13 protein-coding genes and 3 tRNA genes are annotated in these 16,183 nt (G+C 59.0%); 11 read left to right on the plus strand and 5 right to left on the minus strand.

Annotated elements, in window-relative coordinates:
• Nucleotides 1–15: 15 nt before the first annotated feature.
• The 6 genes from gyrA (at nucleotide 16) to HMPREF1287_RS08400 (ending at nucleotide 6,980) form a co-directional block, all read left to right on the plus strand.
• On the plus strand, nucleotides 16–2,571 hold the full coding sequence (gene gyrA, locus HMPREF1287_RS08365; RefSeq protein ID WP_023016411.1) for a DNA gyrase subunit A: 2,556 nt from the start codon (nucleotides 16–18) through the stop codon (nucleotides 2,569–2,571).
• Between the two features lie 3 nt (nucleotides 2,572–2,574).
• On the plus strand, nucleotides 2,575–2,913 hold the full coding sequence (locus HMPREF1287_RS08370) for a DUF3566 domain-containing protein (protein WP_005280482.1): 339 nt from the start codon (nucleotides 2,575–2,577) through the stop codon (nucleotides 2,911–2,913).
• Nucleotides 2,914–3,086: 173 nt separating this feature from the next.
• Nucleotides 3,087–3,163 (plus strand) — tRNA-Ile (locus HMPREF1287_RS08375).
• A 9-nt stretch (nucleotides 3,164–3,172) separates the two neighbouring features.
• A tRNA-Ala gene (locus HMPREF1287_RS08380) sits at nucleotides 3,173–3,245 on the plus strand.
• Nucleotides 3,246–4,261: 1,016 nt separating this feature from the next.
• The gene (locus HMPREF1287_RS08395; RefSeq protein WP_084519501.1) at nucleotides 4,262–6,403 is read left to right on the plus strand and encodes a copper-translocating P-type ATPase; all 2,142 of its coding nucleotides are present in this window, start codon (nucleotides 4,262–4,264) and stop codon (nucleotides 6,401–6,403) included.
• Nucleotides 6,404–6,494: 91 nt separating this feature from the next.
• Nucleotides 6,495–6,980: a MarR family winged helix-turn-helix transcriptional regulator gene (locus HMPREF1287_RS08400; protein WP_005276035.1), complete on the plus strand. Its 486-nt coding sequence runs from the start codon at nucleotides 6,495–6,497 to the stop codon at nucleotides 6,978–6,980.
• Here HMPREF1287_RS08400 and HMPREF1287_RS08405 read toward each other — a convergent pair whose 3' ends face one another.
• Both HMPREF1287_RS08405 and HMPREF1287_RS08410 read right to left on the minus strand, forming a co-directional pair.
• Nucleotides 6,981–7,529 (minus strand): DNA-3-methyladenine glycosylase, encoded by a 549-nt coding sequence (locus HMPREF1287_RS08405; RefSeq protein WP_023016415.1) that lies wholly within the window; start codon nucleotides 7,527–7,529, stop codon nucleotides 6,981–6,983.
• Nucleotides 7,529–8,431 carry a polysaccharide deacetylase family protein gene (locus tag HMPREF1287_RS08410; RefSeq protein WP_023016416.1) on the minus strand — a complete coding sequence of 301 codons (903 nt, stop codon included), beginning with the start codon at nucleotides 8,429–8,431 and terminating at the stop codon, nucleotides 7,529–7,531. The genes HMPREF1287_RS08405 and HMPREF1287_RS08410 overlap by 1 nt, the downstream gene beginning before the upstream one ends.
• A gap of 168 nt (nucleotides 8,432–8,599) precedes the next feature.
• On the opposite strand from HMPREF1287_RS08410, the gene HMPREF1287_RS08415 reads away from it, so the two are divergent.
• Nucleotides 8,600–8,672 (plus strand) — tRNA-Ala (locus HMPREF1287_RS08415).
• A 53-nt stretch (nucleotides 8,673–8,725) separates the two neighbouring features.
• Here the strand turns inward: HMPREF1287_RS08415 and HMPREF1287_RS08420 are convergent.
• The 3 genes from HMPREF1287_RS08420 to HMPREF1287_RS08430 form a co-directional block, all read right to left on the minus strand.
• Nucleotides 8,726–9,199 carry an N-acetyltransferase gene (locus HMPREF1287_RS08420; protein WP_023016417.1) on the minus strand — a complete coding sequence of 158 codons (474 nt, stop codon included), beginning with the start codon at nucleotides 9,197–9,199 and terminating at the stop codon, nucleotides 8,726–8,728.
• A 35-nt stretch (nucleotides 9,200–9,234) separates the two neighbouring features.
• The gene (locus HMPREF1287_RS08425) at nucleotides 9,235–9,438 is read right to left on the minus strand and encodes a hypothetical protein (protein ID WP_023016418.1); all 204 of its coding nucleotides are present in this window, start codon (nucleotides 9,436–9,438) and stop codon (nucleotides 9,235–9,237) included.
• 119 nt (nucleotides 9,439–9,557) lie between these two features.
• On the minus strand, nucleotides 9,558–10,298 hold the full coding sequence (locus HMPREF1287_RS08430) for a hypothetical protein (RefSeq protein ID WP_023016419.1): 741 nt from the start codon (nucleotides 10,296–10,298) through the stop codon (nucleotides 9,558–9,560).
• A 287-nt stretch (nucleotides 10,299–10,585) separates the two neighbouring features.
• Here HMPREF1287_RS08430 and HMPREF1287_RS08435 point away from each other — a divergent pair, with 287 nt between their 5' ends.
• The 4 genes from HMPREF1287_RS08435 to HMPREF1287_RS08450 all read left to right on the plus strand — a co-directional run bounded on the left by HMPREF1287_RS08435 (nucleotide 10,586) and on the right by HMPREF1287_RS08450 (nucleotide 16,134).
• Nucleotides 10,586–11,518: a methylenetetrahydrofolate reductase gene (locus HMPREF1287_RS08435; RefSeq protein WP_023016420.1), complete on the plus strand. Its 933-nt coding sequence runs from the start codon at nucleotides 10,586–10,588 to the stop codon at nucleotides 11,516–11,518.
• Complete coding sequence (gene metE, locus HMPREF1287_RS08440) at nucleotides 11,505–13,775, plus strand: 5-methyltetrahydropteroyltriglutamate--homocysteine S-methyltransferase (RefSeq protein WP_023016421.1); 2,271 nt, start codon at nucleotides 11,505–11,507, stop codon at nucleotides 13,773–13,775. The genes HMPREF1287_RS08435 and metE overlap by 14 nt, the downstream gene beginning before the upstream one ends.
• A 120-nt stretch (nucleotides 13,776–13,895) precedes the next feature.
• Complete coding sequence (locus HMPREF1287_RS08445) at nucleotides 13,896–15,533, plus strand: dihydroxyacetone kinase family protein (RefSeq protein ID WP_023016422.1); 1,638 nt, start codon at nucleotides 13,896–13,898, stop codon at nucleotides 15,531–15,533.
• Between the two features lie 70 nt (nucleotides 15,534–15,603).
• Nucleotides 15,604–16,134, plus strand: a complete 531-nt coding sequence (locus tag HMPREF1287_RS08450; RefSeq protein ID WP_005280498.1) for a peptidylprolyl isomerase — start codon at nucleotides 15,604–15,606, stop codon at nucleotides 16,132–16,134.
• Nucleotides 16,135–16,183: the final 49 nt, after the last annotated feature.

A 16,183-nucleotide genomic window follows, 5' to 3' on the forward strand; every position in this document is an offset into this window, starting at 1 on the left:
GTAGAATTTGGCCTTATGAGTGACAATAACGACGATCTTTTTGATCGGATTTTTCCCATTGACATTAATGAGGAGATGGAGTCGAGCTATATCGACTACGCCATGTCCGTCATTGTGGGCCGCGCGCTGCCTGAGGTGCGCGATGGCCTAAAGCCGGTACACCGCCGCATTCTTTACGCCATGTTCGATTCGGGCTACCGCCCCGAGCGCGGCTACGTGAAATCCGCGCGCCCGGTCTCTGACACCATGGGTCAGTTCCACCCACACGGTGACTCGGCCATCTATGACACCTTGGTGCGCTTGGCGCAGTCCTGGAATATGCGCTACCCGCTTGTCGATGGCCAGGGTAACTTCGGTTCCCGCGGTAACGACGGCCCCGCCGCAATGCGTTATACCGAGTGCAAGCTCACCCCGTTGGCCATGGAAATGGTCCGCGATATCCGCGAAAATACCGTGGACTTCTCGCCCAACTACGATGGCAAGACTAGCGAGCCGGACGTCCTGCCGTCCCGCGTGCCTAACCTTTTGATGAATGGTTCCGGCGGAATTGCCGTGGGCATGGCCACCAATATCCCGCCGCATAACCTCAATGAGTTGGCTTCGGCCATCTATTGGTTGCTGGAGAACCCAGACGCGGACGAGGATGCCGCGCTCGCGGCCTGCATGGAACGCGTGAAGGGCCCGGATTTCCCCACCGCCGGCCTCATCGTGGGCGATCAGGGCATCAAGGATGCATATACCACCGGCCGCGGCTCCATCCGCATGCGCGGTGTCACCTCCATCGAGGAATCCGGTTCCCGGCAGACCATCGTGATCACGGAGCTGCCGTTCCAGGTCAACCCCGATAACCTCATCTCCAATATCGCGGAGTCCGTAGCCAACGGCAAGATCGCCGGCATTTCCAAGATCGAAGATGAGTCCTCTGACCGAGTGGGCATGCGCATTGTTGTGACCCTGAAGCGCGATGCTGTCGCCCGCGTGGTGCTCAATAACCTGTACAAGCACTCCCAGCTGCAGACCTCTTTCGGCGCTAATATGCTTTCCATCGTCGATGGCGTGCCGCGTACCCTGCGCCTGGATCAGATGCTGAGCAATTATGTTGCGCACCAGATTGAGGTCATCGTTCGCCGCACCCAGTACCGCCTGGATGAGGCCGAAAAGCGCGCGCACATCTTGCGCGGCTTGGTCAAGGCGCTGGATATGTTGGATGAGGTCATCGCCCTGATCCGCCGTTCGCCCACCGTTGATGAGGCGCGCGAGGGCTTGAAGGATCTTCTCGATGTCGACGATATCCAGGCCGATGCCATCCTGGCGATGCAGCTGCGCCGCCTGGCCGCCCTGGAGCGCCAAAAGATCGTCGATGAATTGGCAGAAATCGAAGAAGAGATCGCAGACCTCAAGCACATCCTCGCCCACGAGGAGCGCCAGCGCCAGATCGTCCACGATGAGCTGGAGGCGATCGTCGAAAAGTACGGCGACGAGCGCCGCACCGAGATCCTGCCTGCCTCCGGCGAGGTCACCGATGAAGACCTCATTGCCCGCGAAAACGTCGTGGTCACCATTACCGCCACCGGTTATGCCAAGCGCACCAAGGTCGATACCTATAAGTCACAAAAGCGTGGCGGCAAGGGCGTGCGCGGTGCGGAGCTCAAGCAAGATGACATTGTGAAAAACTTCTTCGTCTGCTCCACGCACGACTGGATCCTGTTCTTTACCAACTTTGGCCGCGTCTACCGCTTGAAAGCCTACGAGCTACCGGAGAGCGGCCGCGCCGCCCGCGGTCAGCACGTGGCCAACCTGCTGGAATTCCAGCCGGAGGAAAAGATCGCCCAGGTCATTCAGATCCAGTCCTACGAGGATGCGCCATACCTGGTCCTGGCCACCCAGCAGGGCCGCGTGAAGAAGTCGCGCCTGACCGATTACGAGTCCGCTCGTTCCGCAGGGCTTATCGCCATCAACCTCAACGAAGGCGATGCACTCATCGGCGCCCAGCTCGTTTCTGAGGGCGATGACATCCTGCTGACCTCTGAGCAGGGCCAAGCCATTCGCTTTACTGCCGATGACGACCAGCTGCGCCCCATGGGCCGCGCTACTGCCGGCGTGAAGGGGATGCGCTTCCGCGGCGATGACCAGCTGCTGGCGATGTCCGTCGTCCACGACGGCGAGTTCCTACTCGTTGCTACCTCGGGTGGCTACGGCAAGCGCACCGCCATTGAGGAATACACCCCGCAGGGCCGCGGTGGCTTGGGTGTGATGACCTTCAAGTACACCCCGAAGCGCGGCAAGCTCATTGGCGCCATTTCCATTGATAAAGACGATGAAATCTTCGCCATTACCTCCGCCGGTGGGGTTATTCGCACCGAAGTAAACCAGATTCGTCCGTCCTCGCGCGCCACGATGGGAGTGCGCTTGGTTGACCTTGCCGATGACGTCGAATTGCTTGCCATCGACCGCAATGTCGAAGAAGATGGTGAGGAAGACGCGCAGGCTGTGGCCAAGGGCGAAAAGACCGTCGATGAGGTCCAGCAAGAGCACCACAAGGGTAGCGATGCCTCCAAGGATGAGGAGTAGGACATGGAACGACGAGACGTAACCATCCACCACATCTCGCCCACCTCGGCGTTTCGCGTTGGTCTGGCCCTGTCACTCGTCGGACTCATCGCGTGGTTATTGGCCGTGTGCCTGCTGTACATCGGTTTGCACCAGGTGGGCATATGGGAGTCAGTCAATAGCCTCGTTGGTGGCGTCGGCGGCGGCTTTGAGGTCACCTTTGGCGTGGTGATCGCAGCCAGCGCGCTGATTGGCGTTATTTTCGCCGTCCTGTTCACCTTGCTCGCACCGCTGATGGCCGTCATCTATAACGCCATCGTGGATGTCTTCGGCGGGCTAAAGGTCAGCTTGGATGACATCTAGACCACTGTGAGTGAGAGACTATGCCGGCAGCTACGGTTGCCGGCATTTTCTGGTTTTAAGCGCGAAGTAGGGTACTCATTAGGCCAACGAAGAGCGCCTTTAAAAACCTCTTTGAGCTGCCGATTTGTGTTCTTTCCGGGGTAGTATGTAAAGTTACATCTCGTTCCGTTAAAGGGCCTATAGCTCAGTCGGTTAGAGCGCATCGCTGATAACGATGAGGTCGCTGGTTCGATTCCAGCTAGGCCCACCACGGAACAATGGGGCATTAGCTCAATTGGTAGAGCATCTGCTTTGCAAGCAGAAGGTCAGGAGTTCGATTCTCCTATGCTCCACAGCATCAGTCCGGCTTCCTTAAGGGAGTCGGACTTTTTGCTTCTTGCACCCTCTCGAAGCTCTCCACGCCTATCAAACTGGTTTTGGGGGTGTTTGTCCGATAGCAGGCATCAACGCGCTTGATATTGTTGAAACAGCAAAGGCATTCGCTGAATACGACCACAACACCTGTTATCAGATTAGGATTGCATCTAACATGGGAGATCGTCCGCATTCAGTTGGAGGGCATGAATGCAGAAGCTAAAATCCAAAAAATATAATTCACGAGTATCGTGGGCTGTATTTTTTGCTTCATTGGTCCTTCTGGGACTATTTCTCGGAATCGTTTTTGACTTAGATGTCGTCCCTAGAACGGTGATCGGTCTCATCTTGTTCTGCATTTGGTTCTGGATAGATTGGACTATGAGAAAGAAGTTTTCGGGTGATGAGGACTAAACTTCCTCTTTAAAGCCAATATGGGGCACTCCAACTAAAATGGAGTGCCCCATATGTCGTTTCTTTGCCTCTTTCTTCCATTTTGGGTAGGCGAAAACAGCAGGTGAAACCTGAAGTGTCCCACTTGTGGAAGATCGCAGCTTGGCGGAAGAACGGTCGATGTACCTCGCGTGTCAGGTGGTAGCCCCGAAGCTCGGCGTTTCATGGCACACAGCCTGGCAATGGGCACAGTAAGCCCATCGTGCAGGAAAATTCCCAGAACCAGGCCCAGAGCCTCCGTTATGATCCGCTTCATCGATAAATGCCGAGACCGTTTCTCTGTCGAATTCATCTGCAATGACGTTGAAGAATAACCGAGCTGATGGGGCCGGCCTGACCGCGCCGTGTCCACTTTCCCGGGGCTAGGCCCGTTTAAGCTGGGTGGCCATCTCGGCAGCTCCACTTCGCCTCTCATGCGAAAAGGGCTCCTTTCGTCCTGTAAATATACCTCCCCGGGGTATATGGTGGGGAGAGTAATCATCACTGTGTTCCACCGACGCTAGGACTCCTCTCGGTGCAGGGAGGAGAAGAAAGGAATTTTATGAGTACTTCCCACCAACACGGTGAGCATTCCGGTGCTCACCAGGCCGCGGAAGCGGATCATACGCAACACACAGATCATGGCGGCCACGAAGGGCACTCTCACGGTGACCACCACGGTCACGAGCACGGGCATGGCCACGGTCACGGCGATCACGCGGCGATGTTCCGCAGCCGCTTCTGGTGGTCGCTGCTGCTATCGGTACCGGTCGTCATCTTCAGCCCTATGGTCGCAGACTTGCTCGGCTACGGCGTACCCGAATTCAATGGTTCATCCTGGATTCCCCCGGTGCTTGGCACCATCATCTTCATTTATGGCGGCACGCCATTCCTGCAAGGCGGCTGGTCGGAACTGAAATCCCGCCAGCCCGGGATGATGCTGCTTATCGCCATGGCTATTACCGTGGCGTTCGTCGCCTCATGGGTCACCACCTTGGGGATTGGAGGATTCGACCTAGATTTCTGGTGGGAGCTGGCCCTCCTGGTCGTCATTATGCTGCTGGGCCACTGGTTGGAGATGCGCGCACTCGGCGCGGCCTCCTCCGCTTTGGACGCCTTAGCAGAACTTTTGCCTGACGAAGCCGAGAAGATCATCGATGGGCAGGCCCACACCGTGCCAGTCTCTGAGCTGGCGGTGGATGACATAGTACTGGTTCGCGCTGGCGCCCGGGCGCCTGCCGATGGCACCATTGTTGAAGGCTCAGCCGAATTTGATGAATCCATGATCACCGGTGAATCCCGGCCCATCTTCCGCGATAAAGGTGAGCGCGTGGTCGCCGGTACGGTAGCCACCGACAACACCGTCCGCGTCCAAGTAGAGGCCATCGGAGGAGATACGGCCCTGGGCGGTATCCAAAGCATGGTCGCCGAGGCGCAGGAATCCTCCTCCCGCGTCCAAGCTCTTGCCGATCGCGCCGCAGCGTTGCTCTTCTGGTTCGCGCTGAGCGCAGCCCTTATTACCGCGGTGGTCTGGGCCATTATCGGAAGCCCAAGCGACGCCGTGGTGCGCACCGTTACCGTGCTCGTCATCGCTTGCCCCCACGCCCTCGGTTTGGCTATCCCACTGGTCATTGCGATCTCTACCGAGCAGGCCGCACAGTCTGGGGTACTCATCAAGGAACGTATGGCGTTGGAGCGCATGCGCACTATCGACGCCGTCCTCTTCGATAAGACCGGCACCCTGACCGAAGGTGCGCACGCGGTCACCGGTGTTGCAACCGTTGAGGACATCAGCGAGGGGCAATTGCTAGCAGTGGCCGCCGCGGCCGAGGCCGATAGTGAACACCCGTTGGCCCGCGCCATCGTCAAGGCAGCCGAAGACCACGCGGAAGCATCCCAGGAGCAGCTGCACAGCACCGATTTCAGTGCTGCCGCCGGTCGTGGAATCCAGGCCACCGTCGATGGGGCAGAGGTCCTCGTCGGTGGACCGAATATGCTGCGCGAGCTAGAGCTTGCCACCCCTGGGGTGTTCGATGCGCAGGTTGAAGAGTGGTCCCAGCGCGGCGCGGGTGTCCTGCACGTCGTGCGAGATGGTCAGATCATCGGTGCTCTCGCGGTTGAAGACAAGATTCGTCCCGAATCCCGCGCGGCCGTACAGGCCCTCCAAGAGCAGGGCGTCAAGGTTGCGATGATCACTGGTGATGCCACGCAGGTCGCTGAGGCCGTTGGCGAAGAACTGGGTATTGACGAGGTCTTTGCCGAAGTCCTGCCGCAGGACAAGGACTCCAAGGTCACCGAATTACAAGAGCGCGGCCTGGCAGTGGCCATGGTTGGCGATGGCGTCAACGACGCCCCAGCCTTGGCCCGCGCGGAAGTCGGCATCGCCATTGGCGCCGGTACCGATGTCGCCATGGAATCCGCCGAGGTGGTGCTCGCCAGCGATGACCCACGGTCGGTGCTTTCGATGATCACCTTGTCGCGCGCTAGCTACCGCAAGATGATCCAAAACCTTATTTGGGCATCTGGCTACAACATCATTGCCGTGCCCTTGGCTGCAGGCGTACTCGCACCCATCGGTGTCGTGCTCTCCCCGGCGGCCGGTGCAGTATTGATGTCGCTATCGACCATCGTGGTGGCATTCAACGCGCAGTTGCTGCGCCGGATTGAATTGGACCCAGCACGTTTGGTACCCACCAGCCACTAGGCGGATCAGTCCAGGCTCGGATAACCGGGATGGGACTCCGGCTATTTGGGGATTATTTTAGAATTGAAGTCCAGTTGCTAAAATAATCCTCATGACCGAGCGGGACGACTTTTGGCTGGAAGAGGATGAACTAGCAGCATTCATGTCCCTGATGAGCGTGAATGTCCGGCTCACCAATATTCTGGACGCGCAGCTGCGCGATGATGCCAAGCTAAGCTTCTTTGAATATACGGTGCTCTCACGGCTATCAGAGGCTGAGAACCATGAGATGCGCATGCGAGACCTAGCCATCACCGCAAACGGCTCCCTGTCCCGTCTGAGCCAGGTTGTTACCCGTTTGGAGCGCCAGGGCTGGGTCGTGCGGCGTCCTTGCCCCAATGATGGGCGGACGACGATGGCGCACCTTACCGATAGCGGCTGGGACAAGGTAGTAGAAACCGCCCCGGGCCACGCCAAGCAGGCCCGCCGATCCGTTATCGATAACCTGACCCGCGCACAGATCCATCAAATGACCCAAATTAATGAGCGCATCATCAAAGCCATCGAAGCCGACGAGCGCTATGGCGGCCGCTATTAATTATTTTTTGGGATAGCCGCGGCGGCCGGAGACGGTCTTATCAAAGGGAATCCAAAACCGCAGGGCTGCTTCCTGGTTTTTGGAGATACCAATGCGCGGGCCGCGCACCCATTCCGGTGCAGACTCGCGCTCAGAAAGCTGCACTGGCAGGTGGTTATCCTCCAGCGTTGCTCCCAGAGCTTTTCCGAGGTTCCCGGGGCCGCGGGCTAGGTTATGAAAATCGCTGGTGCCGCGGCGTGCAAAGGCGGTATCGATCCCGGATAGCACCTCACCGCCGCGCAGTAGACACCCTTGGCCTACGCCTTCGGGGGCGCAGACGATATTGACATTGCGGTGGATGCCGTAAGAGGCATACACGTACATCCGGCCGGGTGGGCCGAACATGGCGGCATTGCGCGGGGTTTTCCCACGAAAGGTATGGGCGGCGGCATCATCCGTGCCCAAATAGGCCTCGACTTCCGTGAGGCGAATGCGCACCCCAGCGTGCGTGATGACGCAGCCAAGGAGTTGTGGGGCTACGACATCAGCTGTGTGGGAAAAGTCAATCATTAACGGGAGTAGTAGCGCTTTCCGTCTACCGGGGTGCGCAGCAACTCATCGAGGCTGACCGGCTCCAAGCCCTTGGCGCGCAGGCCATCGATAATGCACTCGGCCGCATTGACGGTGGTCGGATGAATATCGTGCATCAAGACGATGGAGCCTGGGTTAGCATCCTGCACGGCGGCATTGCAGACGTGCTGCGAGTCGCGGATCTTCCAATCCAAGGTATCCACGTTCCATAGGGCCTGCGACAAGCCCTTATCCCTGGCTACTTGGTCAACCGTCTCATTGGTGGCACCGTAGGGCGGGCGCAGCCACTTTGGATTCTGCCCGGTGGCATTGCGGATCGCCGCATTGCCGGCGTCGATTTCTTGGGCAATATCGCCGTAAGCTAACTGGTTGAGCTGGCGATGGGTCTTGGTGTGATTGCCAATGGTGTGACCTTCTGCCTGCATGCGCTGGAGCGCTTGGGGGTACTGGTAGGCGTGATCCGCTAGCACCATGAAGCTGGCGTGAGCGTTTTTAGCCTTGAAGGTATCCAAGAGCTGGTTCGTATAAGGGCTTGGGCCATCGTCAAAGGTAAGGGCCACGCAATTCGGGCAATCTACGCCGTTACCCTGTGGCTGCGGGGCTGGTTGCGGTGCGGCCCCAGGCTGGGGATCCGGTGCGGGTGCAGCCTCGTTCTGCGGCTCGTCTTGCGGCGCTACCGAGGAAACAAGATCCTGTGCCTGCGCGCGGGTGCTGTCGATGCGGCTTTGAATATCGGTCTGAATCTCAGAAACCGCGGATTGGATATTGGGTTCTGAGGAGCCGGCTACTTTCGGGGTGCCTTCGAGGAATTGCGCATTGGCGCAGGCGGGAAGGGCAGCGGTGGCGAGTACGGTGAGCGCGGAGGTAAGAAGTCGACGCATACTTTTCCTAGGAACGAGGACAGATGGGCACGATTAGCCAGCCTACTCCACTGCGAAGGGAATTATGGATTAAACGCGTGTGATAAATGTGATAGAAGTAAATCACTGTGCCGCGGTGTCTTCGGCATTTTTGGAATGAGCGGCTGCAGTAGTAGAGTACAAGCCACTGGGGCATTAGCTCAATTGGTAGAGCATCTGCTTTGCAAGCAGAAGGTCAGGAGTTCGATTCTCCTATGCTCCACAGGAAAAGTCCGGATTCTGGTTAAAGAATCCGGACTTTAGTCATGCATAGGGTTATAAAAAGCGCTTGACCATGATGTAATGCTCGGCGTACACACCCACATGCTCGAATCCCAAGCGTTCATAAAGCTTCTGCGCACGCGGATTATCGGGGTGGACGGCCAGGGAAATACCGGGCGCTTTGAGGGTCTGGGCGAGGGAAATGGCGGCATCGATAAGCGCGGTGGCAATGCCCTGGCCCGCAAAGCGGCTTTCTACCGCGATGGCAAATTCTGGGATGGACGGTTCCACGAACCCGTAACCGTGATTGTCCTCGGTACCCCAACTGAGCCACACCCCGCCGGCGGGCACGAGGTCCTCCCAAGCGATGAAACCTCCCTGGTTGGGCTCCCAATTTTCCACGTAAAAGGAAAAATCATCGGCAAAACCGGAAGAAAGCTCGCCTCGTTCATCACCGAAGGTATCGGTCAGGAAGTTGAGGCGAGCTATATAAGTGCGATCGGATTCTTGTGTCGCGCGAATTTCCATAATCCCCAGGATATATGAAGAATCCGCCGGGCTAGTTAAGCCAAGTGATAGTTATGCACGTCCGCGCCGTTGAACTCGCGCATTTCACCGGATTCGTCAACGGAGCGGAAGGTAGCGCCGTTATCGATGGCAAAGCGGAGGTTATCCACGCGCGGGGAGGGATCATCGGTTACTGGGCCTGCGGGGAAATAGTACGTTGAACCGTCTTTGAGCTTGACGGTGAGAGACTCAAAGTTCATTGTTTATCTCCTTGTAGAAAGCCTTAATGGGTGAATTCAAGCAGGAGATTTTTGATTAGGCAAAGCAATGAGATCTAGGCAACGCCTACTGCACCCCCGCCGCGGGGGTGCGAAAGGAACTACTGCTCGTCAGATTGCAGGCGGTGCTTGCCTTCACTCTGGTGATCATCGGTGATGCGGGTGGTATCCGCTTCCTCCGCGGCGGCCTCTTCTTCCTCGCGGTGCTTAGCCAGCTGCTCATCGATGGACCCCAAGAGCTCCTCATCGCGCACAGCGCCCTCTTCGGCGAGGTCCGAATCGGCTTCGTGCTTAGCTTCGCTGGTGGAGGTGTAGACCAAGGTGGAATCTGGGGCGGTGTTTTGGGTGCCACCGCGGTAGTCATCCACGCGCGGTGGGGTCTGGGAAGGCTTGTCATTGGAGCGCAGCCAAGCGTAAATTGCACCGGTTGCCGCGGCGAGCAGGGCAACGATTCCGGCAACGGTCCAGAACTTGGAAGACTTCTTGTCCTTCTTGGTCTGCTTCTTTGCAGCCTTGGTGGCCTTCTTCTTGGTTTGCTTGCGGGCCTTCTTTGCCTTCTTGGTGGCTTCCTTCTTGGCCTCATCGAAACGCTCGACGGCGTCCTCGCGGTAGTTATTGAATTCCTCTAGGGCGCGCTCTAGGCGGGAGTGCGCGGCCTGGGTTACGGCGCCTGCCTGCTTGCGGGCCTCATCGAAGGCGCTATTGTCTTCCTTTTGCATCTGCTGGGCAGCCTCTTCGAGCGCGGTATACGTTTCGCGGGACTTTTCTTGCCGGTAATCGCGCAATTGCTTCCACAGGTTGGAACCGGTCTTCAACGCCATATTCACTGCGGTGGGGTTCATGAGTGCAGGTGCTCCTTAGATGAGATTTATCTGTCCTTTCCCATCCAGCATAGTGGCCAGCCTGGCACCCCACCACTGTTTTGGCGGGTGATTCAGGGGGGTGGAATCACCCATAAAATAGACCGCTTGGTTCAGATTGGTGGATTAATATTCACGTCGATTTTGGCCAACCGCGCTGTTTATGGGCCTGCAAAGGTAATACCATTAGCGGCGTGCTACCCCGCAAACTGAACAGCTTGGTACGTTTTCCTCCAGACAGCAATTGAGATCGGGAAAAGGAGGTGACTATGAGCCCGCGATTTTCGGCGTCAGCACCGTTGGATTCCATGAGTGAAGAAGAGTTAATGGTGCCGGAGCGTTTGGCGCTATCTTTCGAGGTAATTCCGCCGCGCCATGATGCCGATGAAGCCAAAATCGACCGTTTGCTGGAAACCTTGGAAAGCTACCACCCGGATTATATTGCGGTGACAAGTTCCAAACGGTCCGGTTGGCTCGAAGGGACGACGGCCTTTATCGAGCGGATTTCGCGCACCACCTCGATGCGTCCGCTTGCGCACCTGGCCTGCACGGCTGGTTCGCGCACGGAACTTATCGGCTGGACCAACCGCTTGGTCGATGCCGGTGTCCGCGGCCTGCTGGCCCTGCGCGGGGACCTGCCAGAGGAAGGTTTGCCGGAGCACTATCCGCAGCATGCCGATGAATTGATAAGCCTCATCCGGCAACTAGAAAGGCAGCAAGCCGCGCGGTTCGCCGCTGGCCGCCTGGCCGTCGGAGTCGCGTGCTATCCCAGCGGGCACGTTGAATCTAAAAACGAAGATGAAGATTTTGACGTCTTGCTCAAAAAGCAACGCCTCGGCGCGGACTTCGCCATTACCCAACTATTCTTCGACGCCCAGGATTACCTGCGCTTTACCAAAAAGGCCCAACTGGCCGGGGTGCATATTCCCCTTATTCCGGGAATCATGCCCATGACCAGCCTGCGCCGGGTGGAGCGAATGGGTGAGCTGTCCGGGCTCGCCGTGCCTGAAAGGGTGCGGTCGGCGCTCGCGGCAGCGACAACCCCAGAAGAAGAATACGAAACCGGCATGGAACTGACCGCCGAACTAGCCCGCGACATCGTGGCTGGTGGGGCGAGCGGGCTCCATTTATATACCCACAACAATCCCGACAATACTCACGACCTACTAACCCGAATCGGAGTAGACAATGACCAACGCTAATTTCCCCAAGGCGACAATTGAGGGCTATCCCCGCATTGGCGCCAACCGCGAGTTGAAGCGCGCGCTCGAGTCCTACTGGGCCGGCCGCATCGATGCGGAGACCTTCGAGTCCGCCGCACACTCGCTGCGCCTGGATACCTACAACCGCCTGCGCGACCTCGGCTTGACCGAGGATTACGCCATCCCGGCAGACGTCGCTTACTACGACCAGGTCCTCGAAACCGCGTTGACCGTCGGTGCCGTTGCCGGTGAAACCCTCGATGATGAGTTCACCCTGGCACGCGGTAATAAGGACACCGCGCCGCTGGAGATGACCAAGTGGTTCGACACCAACTACCACTACATCGTCCCGGAAATTGCCGATGACCACGCTTTTAAGGCGCACCCACAGCGCATTATCAAGCTGGTAGAAGAAGCCCGCGAAGCAGGCCACACCGTACGCCCGTACCTCGTTGGCCCGGTCACCCTGCTGGCCCTGTCCAAGCAGGCCGAGGGTGCCGCCAAGGCCCCGCTCGAACGCCTAGACGATGCCGTTGCCGCCTACCAGGAGGTACTGGCGGAGCTGCACAAGGCTGGCGTGGAGTGGATCCAGTTGGCAGAACCCGCCCTCGTTGCAGATCTGATCAACGCCAGCGATGAGGAATTGGCCGCATATACCAAGCAGGCTTACTCCGCCATCTTGGGTGCAGAAGAGCGCCCACAGGTCTACCTGACCACCCCGTACGGCTCTGCCCGCAAGGGCCTCGATATCATCGCAGAGCTCAAGCCAGAGGCCGTCCAGGTTGACCTTTCCGTCGGCACCTTGGCCTTGGATGAGGGCTACCTCGAGCGCGTCAAGAACCTGAACACCCACGTTGTTGCCGGCCTTGTCGATGGCCGCAATGTCTGGGCCGCCAACCTGCGCGACCTGCGTTCCAAGTACGAGGACCTGGCAGGCAGCATCGATGAGCTGTCCGTATCCACCTCCGTGTCCTTGCAGCACGTGCCGCACTCTGTCGAGGCAGAATCCAAGCTGCCTGCCGATGTCGCTCCGTGGTTCTCCTTCGCTAATGAGAAGGTCAAGGAAGTCGTCGCCCTGGTACAGGGCCCAGAGGCAGCCGAAGAGGCCTACAGCGTCAGCGACCGCGCCGTTCGCACCCGCGCCGAGTCCGAGCGCATCAACAACGCCGCCGTGCAAGAGCGCATCTCTCAGCTGCCGGAAGGCGAGGTCAAGCGCGAGCCGGCCTTCAACGAGCGCAAGGAAGCACAGAAGGAGCTCGGCCTGTCTGAGCTGCCGACCACCACCATCGGTTCCTTCCCGCAGACCAAGGAAATCCGCCAGGCGCGTGCCGCGCACCGCAAGGGCGAGCTTTCTGATGCCGACTACAACTCCGCCCTCAAGGACGAGGTCAAGTCCGTCATCGAACTGCAGGAGCGCCTCGGCCTGGACGTCCTGGTGCACGGCGAGCCAGAGCGCAATGACATGGTGCAGTACTTCGCGGAGCTGCTCGATGGCTTCGTCACCACCGAAAACGGCTGGGTACAGTCCTACGGTTCCCGCTGCACCCGTCCGCCGATCGTGGTGGGTGACATCTCCCGCCCGGCTGCCATGACCACCGAGTGGTCGAAGTTTGCACAGTCGCTTTCGGAAAAGCACGTCAAGGGCATGCTGACCGGCCCGGTCACCATCCTGGCGTGGTCCTTCGTCCGCGATGACGTGCACCAGTCCGTATCCGCGGACCAGCTGGGCGTGGCCTTGGCAGACGAGGTTCGTGACCTGGAGGAAGCCGGCATCGACATCATCCAGATCGATGAGCCAGCCCTGCGCGAGCTGCTGCCGCTGCGCGAGCAGGACCGCAAGGCCTACCTGGACTGGGCAGTGCGCTCCTTCCGCCTGGTAGCCCTCGAGGCCAAGCCCACCACCCAGATCCACACCCACCTGTGCTACTCGGAGTTCGGCCAGATCATCGACGCTGTCGCCGGCCTGGACGCAGACGTCACCTCCATTGAGGCTGCGCGCTCCCGCATGGAGCTGCTGGAGGATATCGATGAGACCTTCCACTCTGAGATTGGACCTGGCATCTACGATATCCACTCCCCGCGCGTGCCTTCCGTGGAGGAAATGGCAGAGCTTATCCGCGCCGCGCTCAAGAACGTGCCGCTGGATCGCCTGTGGGTTAACCCGGACTGCGGCCTGAAGACCCGCGGTTACGAGGAGACCGAAACCTCCCTGCGCAACATGGTGGAAGCCCGCGATGTGGTGCGCAACGCCCTCTAAATAGAATCTGCGAAATTCTAAGTTCTTAAAGGAAACGCTATGCAGCCGGTCTGCATAGCGTTTTCGTGATCTAGTACCCACCCATGACGCTCTGGACGGATCCGGATTACCGTGGGCGCTATGAAGCACTCAGCATTTCGCAATAGCCAAGAATCCTTCCTGTCTGATTCCCTGGCCGGGTTCATCGCCCAGCATCCCGATGCCACCTGGCACGACGCGGGCTTCATCGGGCGCAGCACCCCGCTGCGCACGGCCGATGATAAACCGGCGGTCGCGGTCATCTCCGGTGGCGGATCCGGCCACGAGCCCATGCACGCCGGCTTCATTGGGCAAGGCATGCTCGCCGCTGCCTGCCCGGGCCTGCTGTTTACCTCCCCGAATGCCGTCCAGGTCAGCGAAGCCACGCAGTGGGCCGACCAGGGCAGGGGAGTGCTGCACATTGTGAAGAACTACACCGGCGATGTCATGAATTTCACCGTGGCCCGCAACGCGGCAGAGGCCGTAGATACGCGTTCCGTCTTGGTCGCCGATGATATTGCTACCGAAGGCACCGGCGAGGGCCCTGGCAGGCGCGGTACGGGTGCCACGATCCTGGTGGAAAAGGTGGCCGGTGCCGCGGCGTATCGCGGCGATGACTTGGATAAGGTCACCGAGCTTGCGAAACGGACCGCCGATCAATCCCGCAGCATGTCCGTGGCACTGGGATCCGGCTTTTTGCCCACCACTGGGCGCGAGACCTTTGATTTGGACGACGGGCACATGGAAGTCGGCGTGGGCATCCACGGCGAGCCCGGCACGCACACGGAAAAGGTCGATAATGCCCATGCCATCGTCGCCACCGTGCTGGAAAAGCTGGCGGCTGCCCTCGACATCAGCAGCGGCGACGAGGTGGTGTGCCTAGTCAACGGTTTGGGCGGCACCACGCCTTTGGAACTGAGCCTGGTATTCGGCGAGGCTTCCGCGCAGCTGGCGGAGAAGGGGATTACGGTAGTGCGCTCCATGGTGGGCAACTTCGTCACCGCGGTCAATATGCACGGCGTATCCATCACGCTGCTCAAGGCCGACGATGAGCTGCTTGAGCTTATCGATGCCCCAACCCAAGCCCCCGCCTGGCCCCATACCTTGGGCGGTGCCAAGCAGGTGGAATCGGCGCGGATTACCTTTGAAGATGAACTGCCTAAAGAGGGCGAAGAGAACCAGTGGTTGAGTGACTTCGTCGACCGCGTGCAATCCTCCATCGAGGAACTGACCGAGCTTGATCGCAAAGCCGGCGATGGGGACTTCGGCACCAATATGGAGGTGGCGCTGGAAAGTATTGAATTGCCGTTGCGCGGCGCGGATGATGAGATTTTCACCGGCCTGGCCAAGCGCTTCCTCGTTCTTGCGGGCGGAACCTCGGGCGCGGTCTTCGGCAGCTTCTTCAACGACATGGCTCGTGCGGAGACCTTAGCGGAAGGTTTGGGCAGCGCGGCGGAGTTTATTCAGGAACTTGGCGGCGCGCAGCGCGGGGATTGCACCATGCTCGATGCACTCATTCCGGCCGCTGAAAAGGCGCAAGAAATCGGTGCAGAGCGCCCAGACGAGCAAACGCTCCAGGCCCTGTACGAGGCCGCTCGCGAGGGCGTGGAAGAAACCGGAAAGATCGCCGCCAAGAAGGGGCGCGCGTCCTACCTGGGCGATCGCAGCAAGGGAGTCATCGATCCCGGTGCCCTCGTGGTTAGCTGGCTATTTGGGGGAAAAGCTCTGTCAGCTGACTAGGGGGAGAACCATAGCGCGATCGCTGAGAGCGTTATGTCTTGCACAGCGGAGAGGAAGTAAATTCTTTACAATGGCTGGCATGACTCAGAAGACCGCAACTGCAACGATGCATACCAACTACGGCGATATTGTTATCGATCTCTTCGGTAACCATGCACCGGTAACCGTTGAAAACTTCATCGGTTTGGCCAAGGGCGAAAAGGACTACTCCACCCAGAACGCAAAGGGCGAGCAGTCCGGCCCGTTCTATGATGGCGCCATCTTCCACCGCATCATCGATAACTTCATGATCCAGGGCGGCGACCCCACCGGCACCGGCCGCGGTGGCCCGGGCTACCAGTTCCAGGACGAGTTCCACCCAGAGCTGCAGTTCGACCGCCCATTCCTGCTGGCCATGGCAAATGCTGGCCCAGGCACCAACGGTTCCCAGTTCTTCATCACCGTGGCGCCGACCCCGCACCTGAACAACCACCACACCATCTTCGGTGAGGTTACGGACCCAGCTTCCCAGGAAGTCGTTTCCAAGATTGGCAAGGTCGACACCGACCGCATGGACCGTCCGCATGAGGACGTTGTCATCGAGTCCATCGATATCGCCTAAGCGTTTTCTCGCACCGCGCCCGGCACCACACTCCTTCCTGTGGTGCCGG

The organism is Corynebacterium sp. KPL1986 (assembly GCF_000477975.1).
Lineage (GTDB): Bacteria > Actinomycetota > Actinomycetes > Mycobacteriales > Mycobacteriaceae > Corynebacterium > Corynebacterium accolens.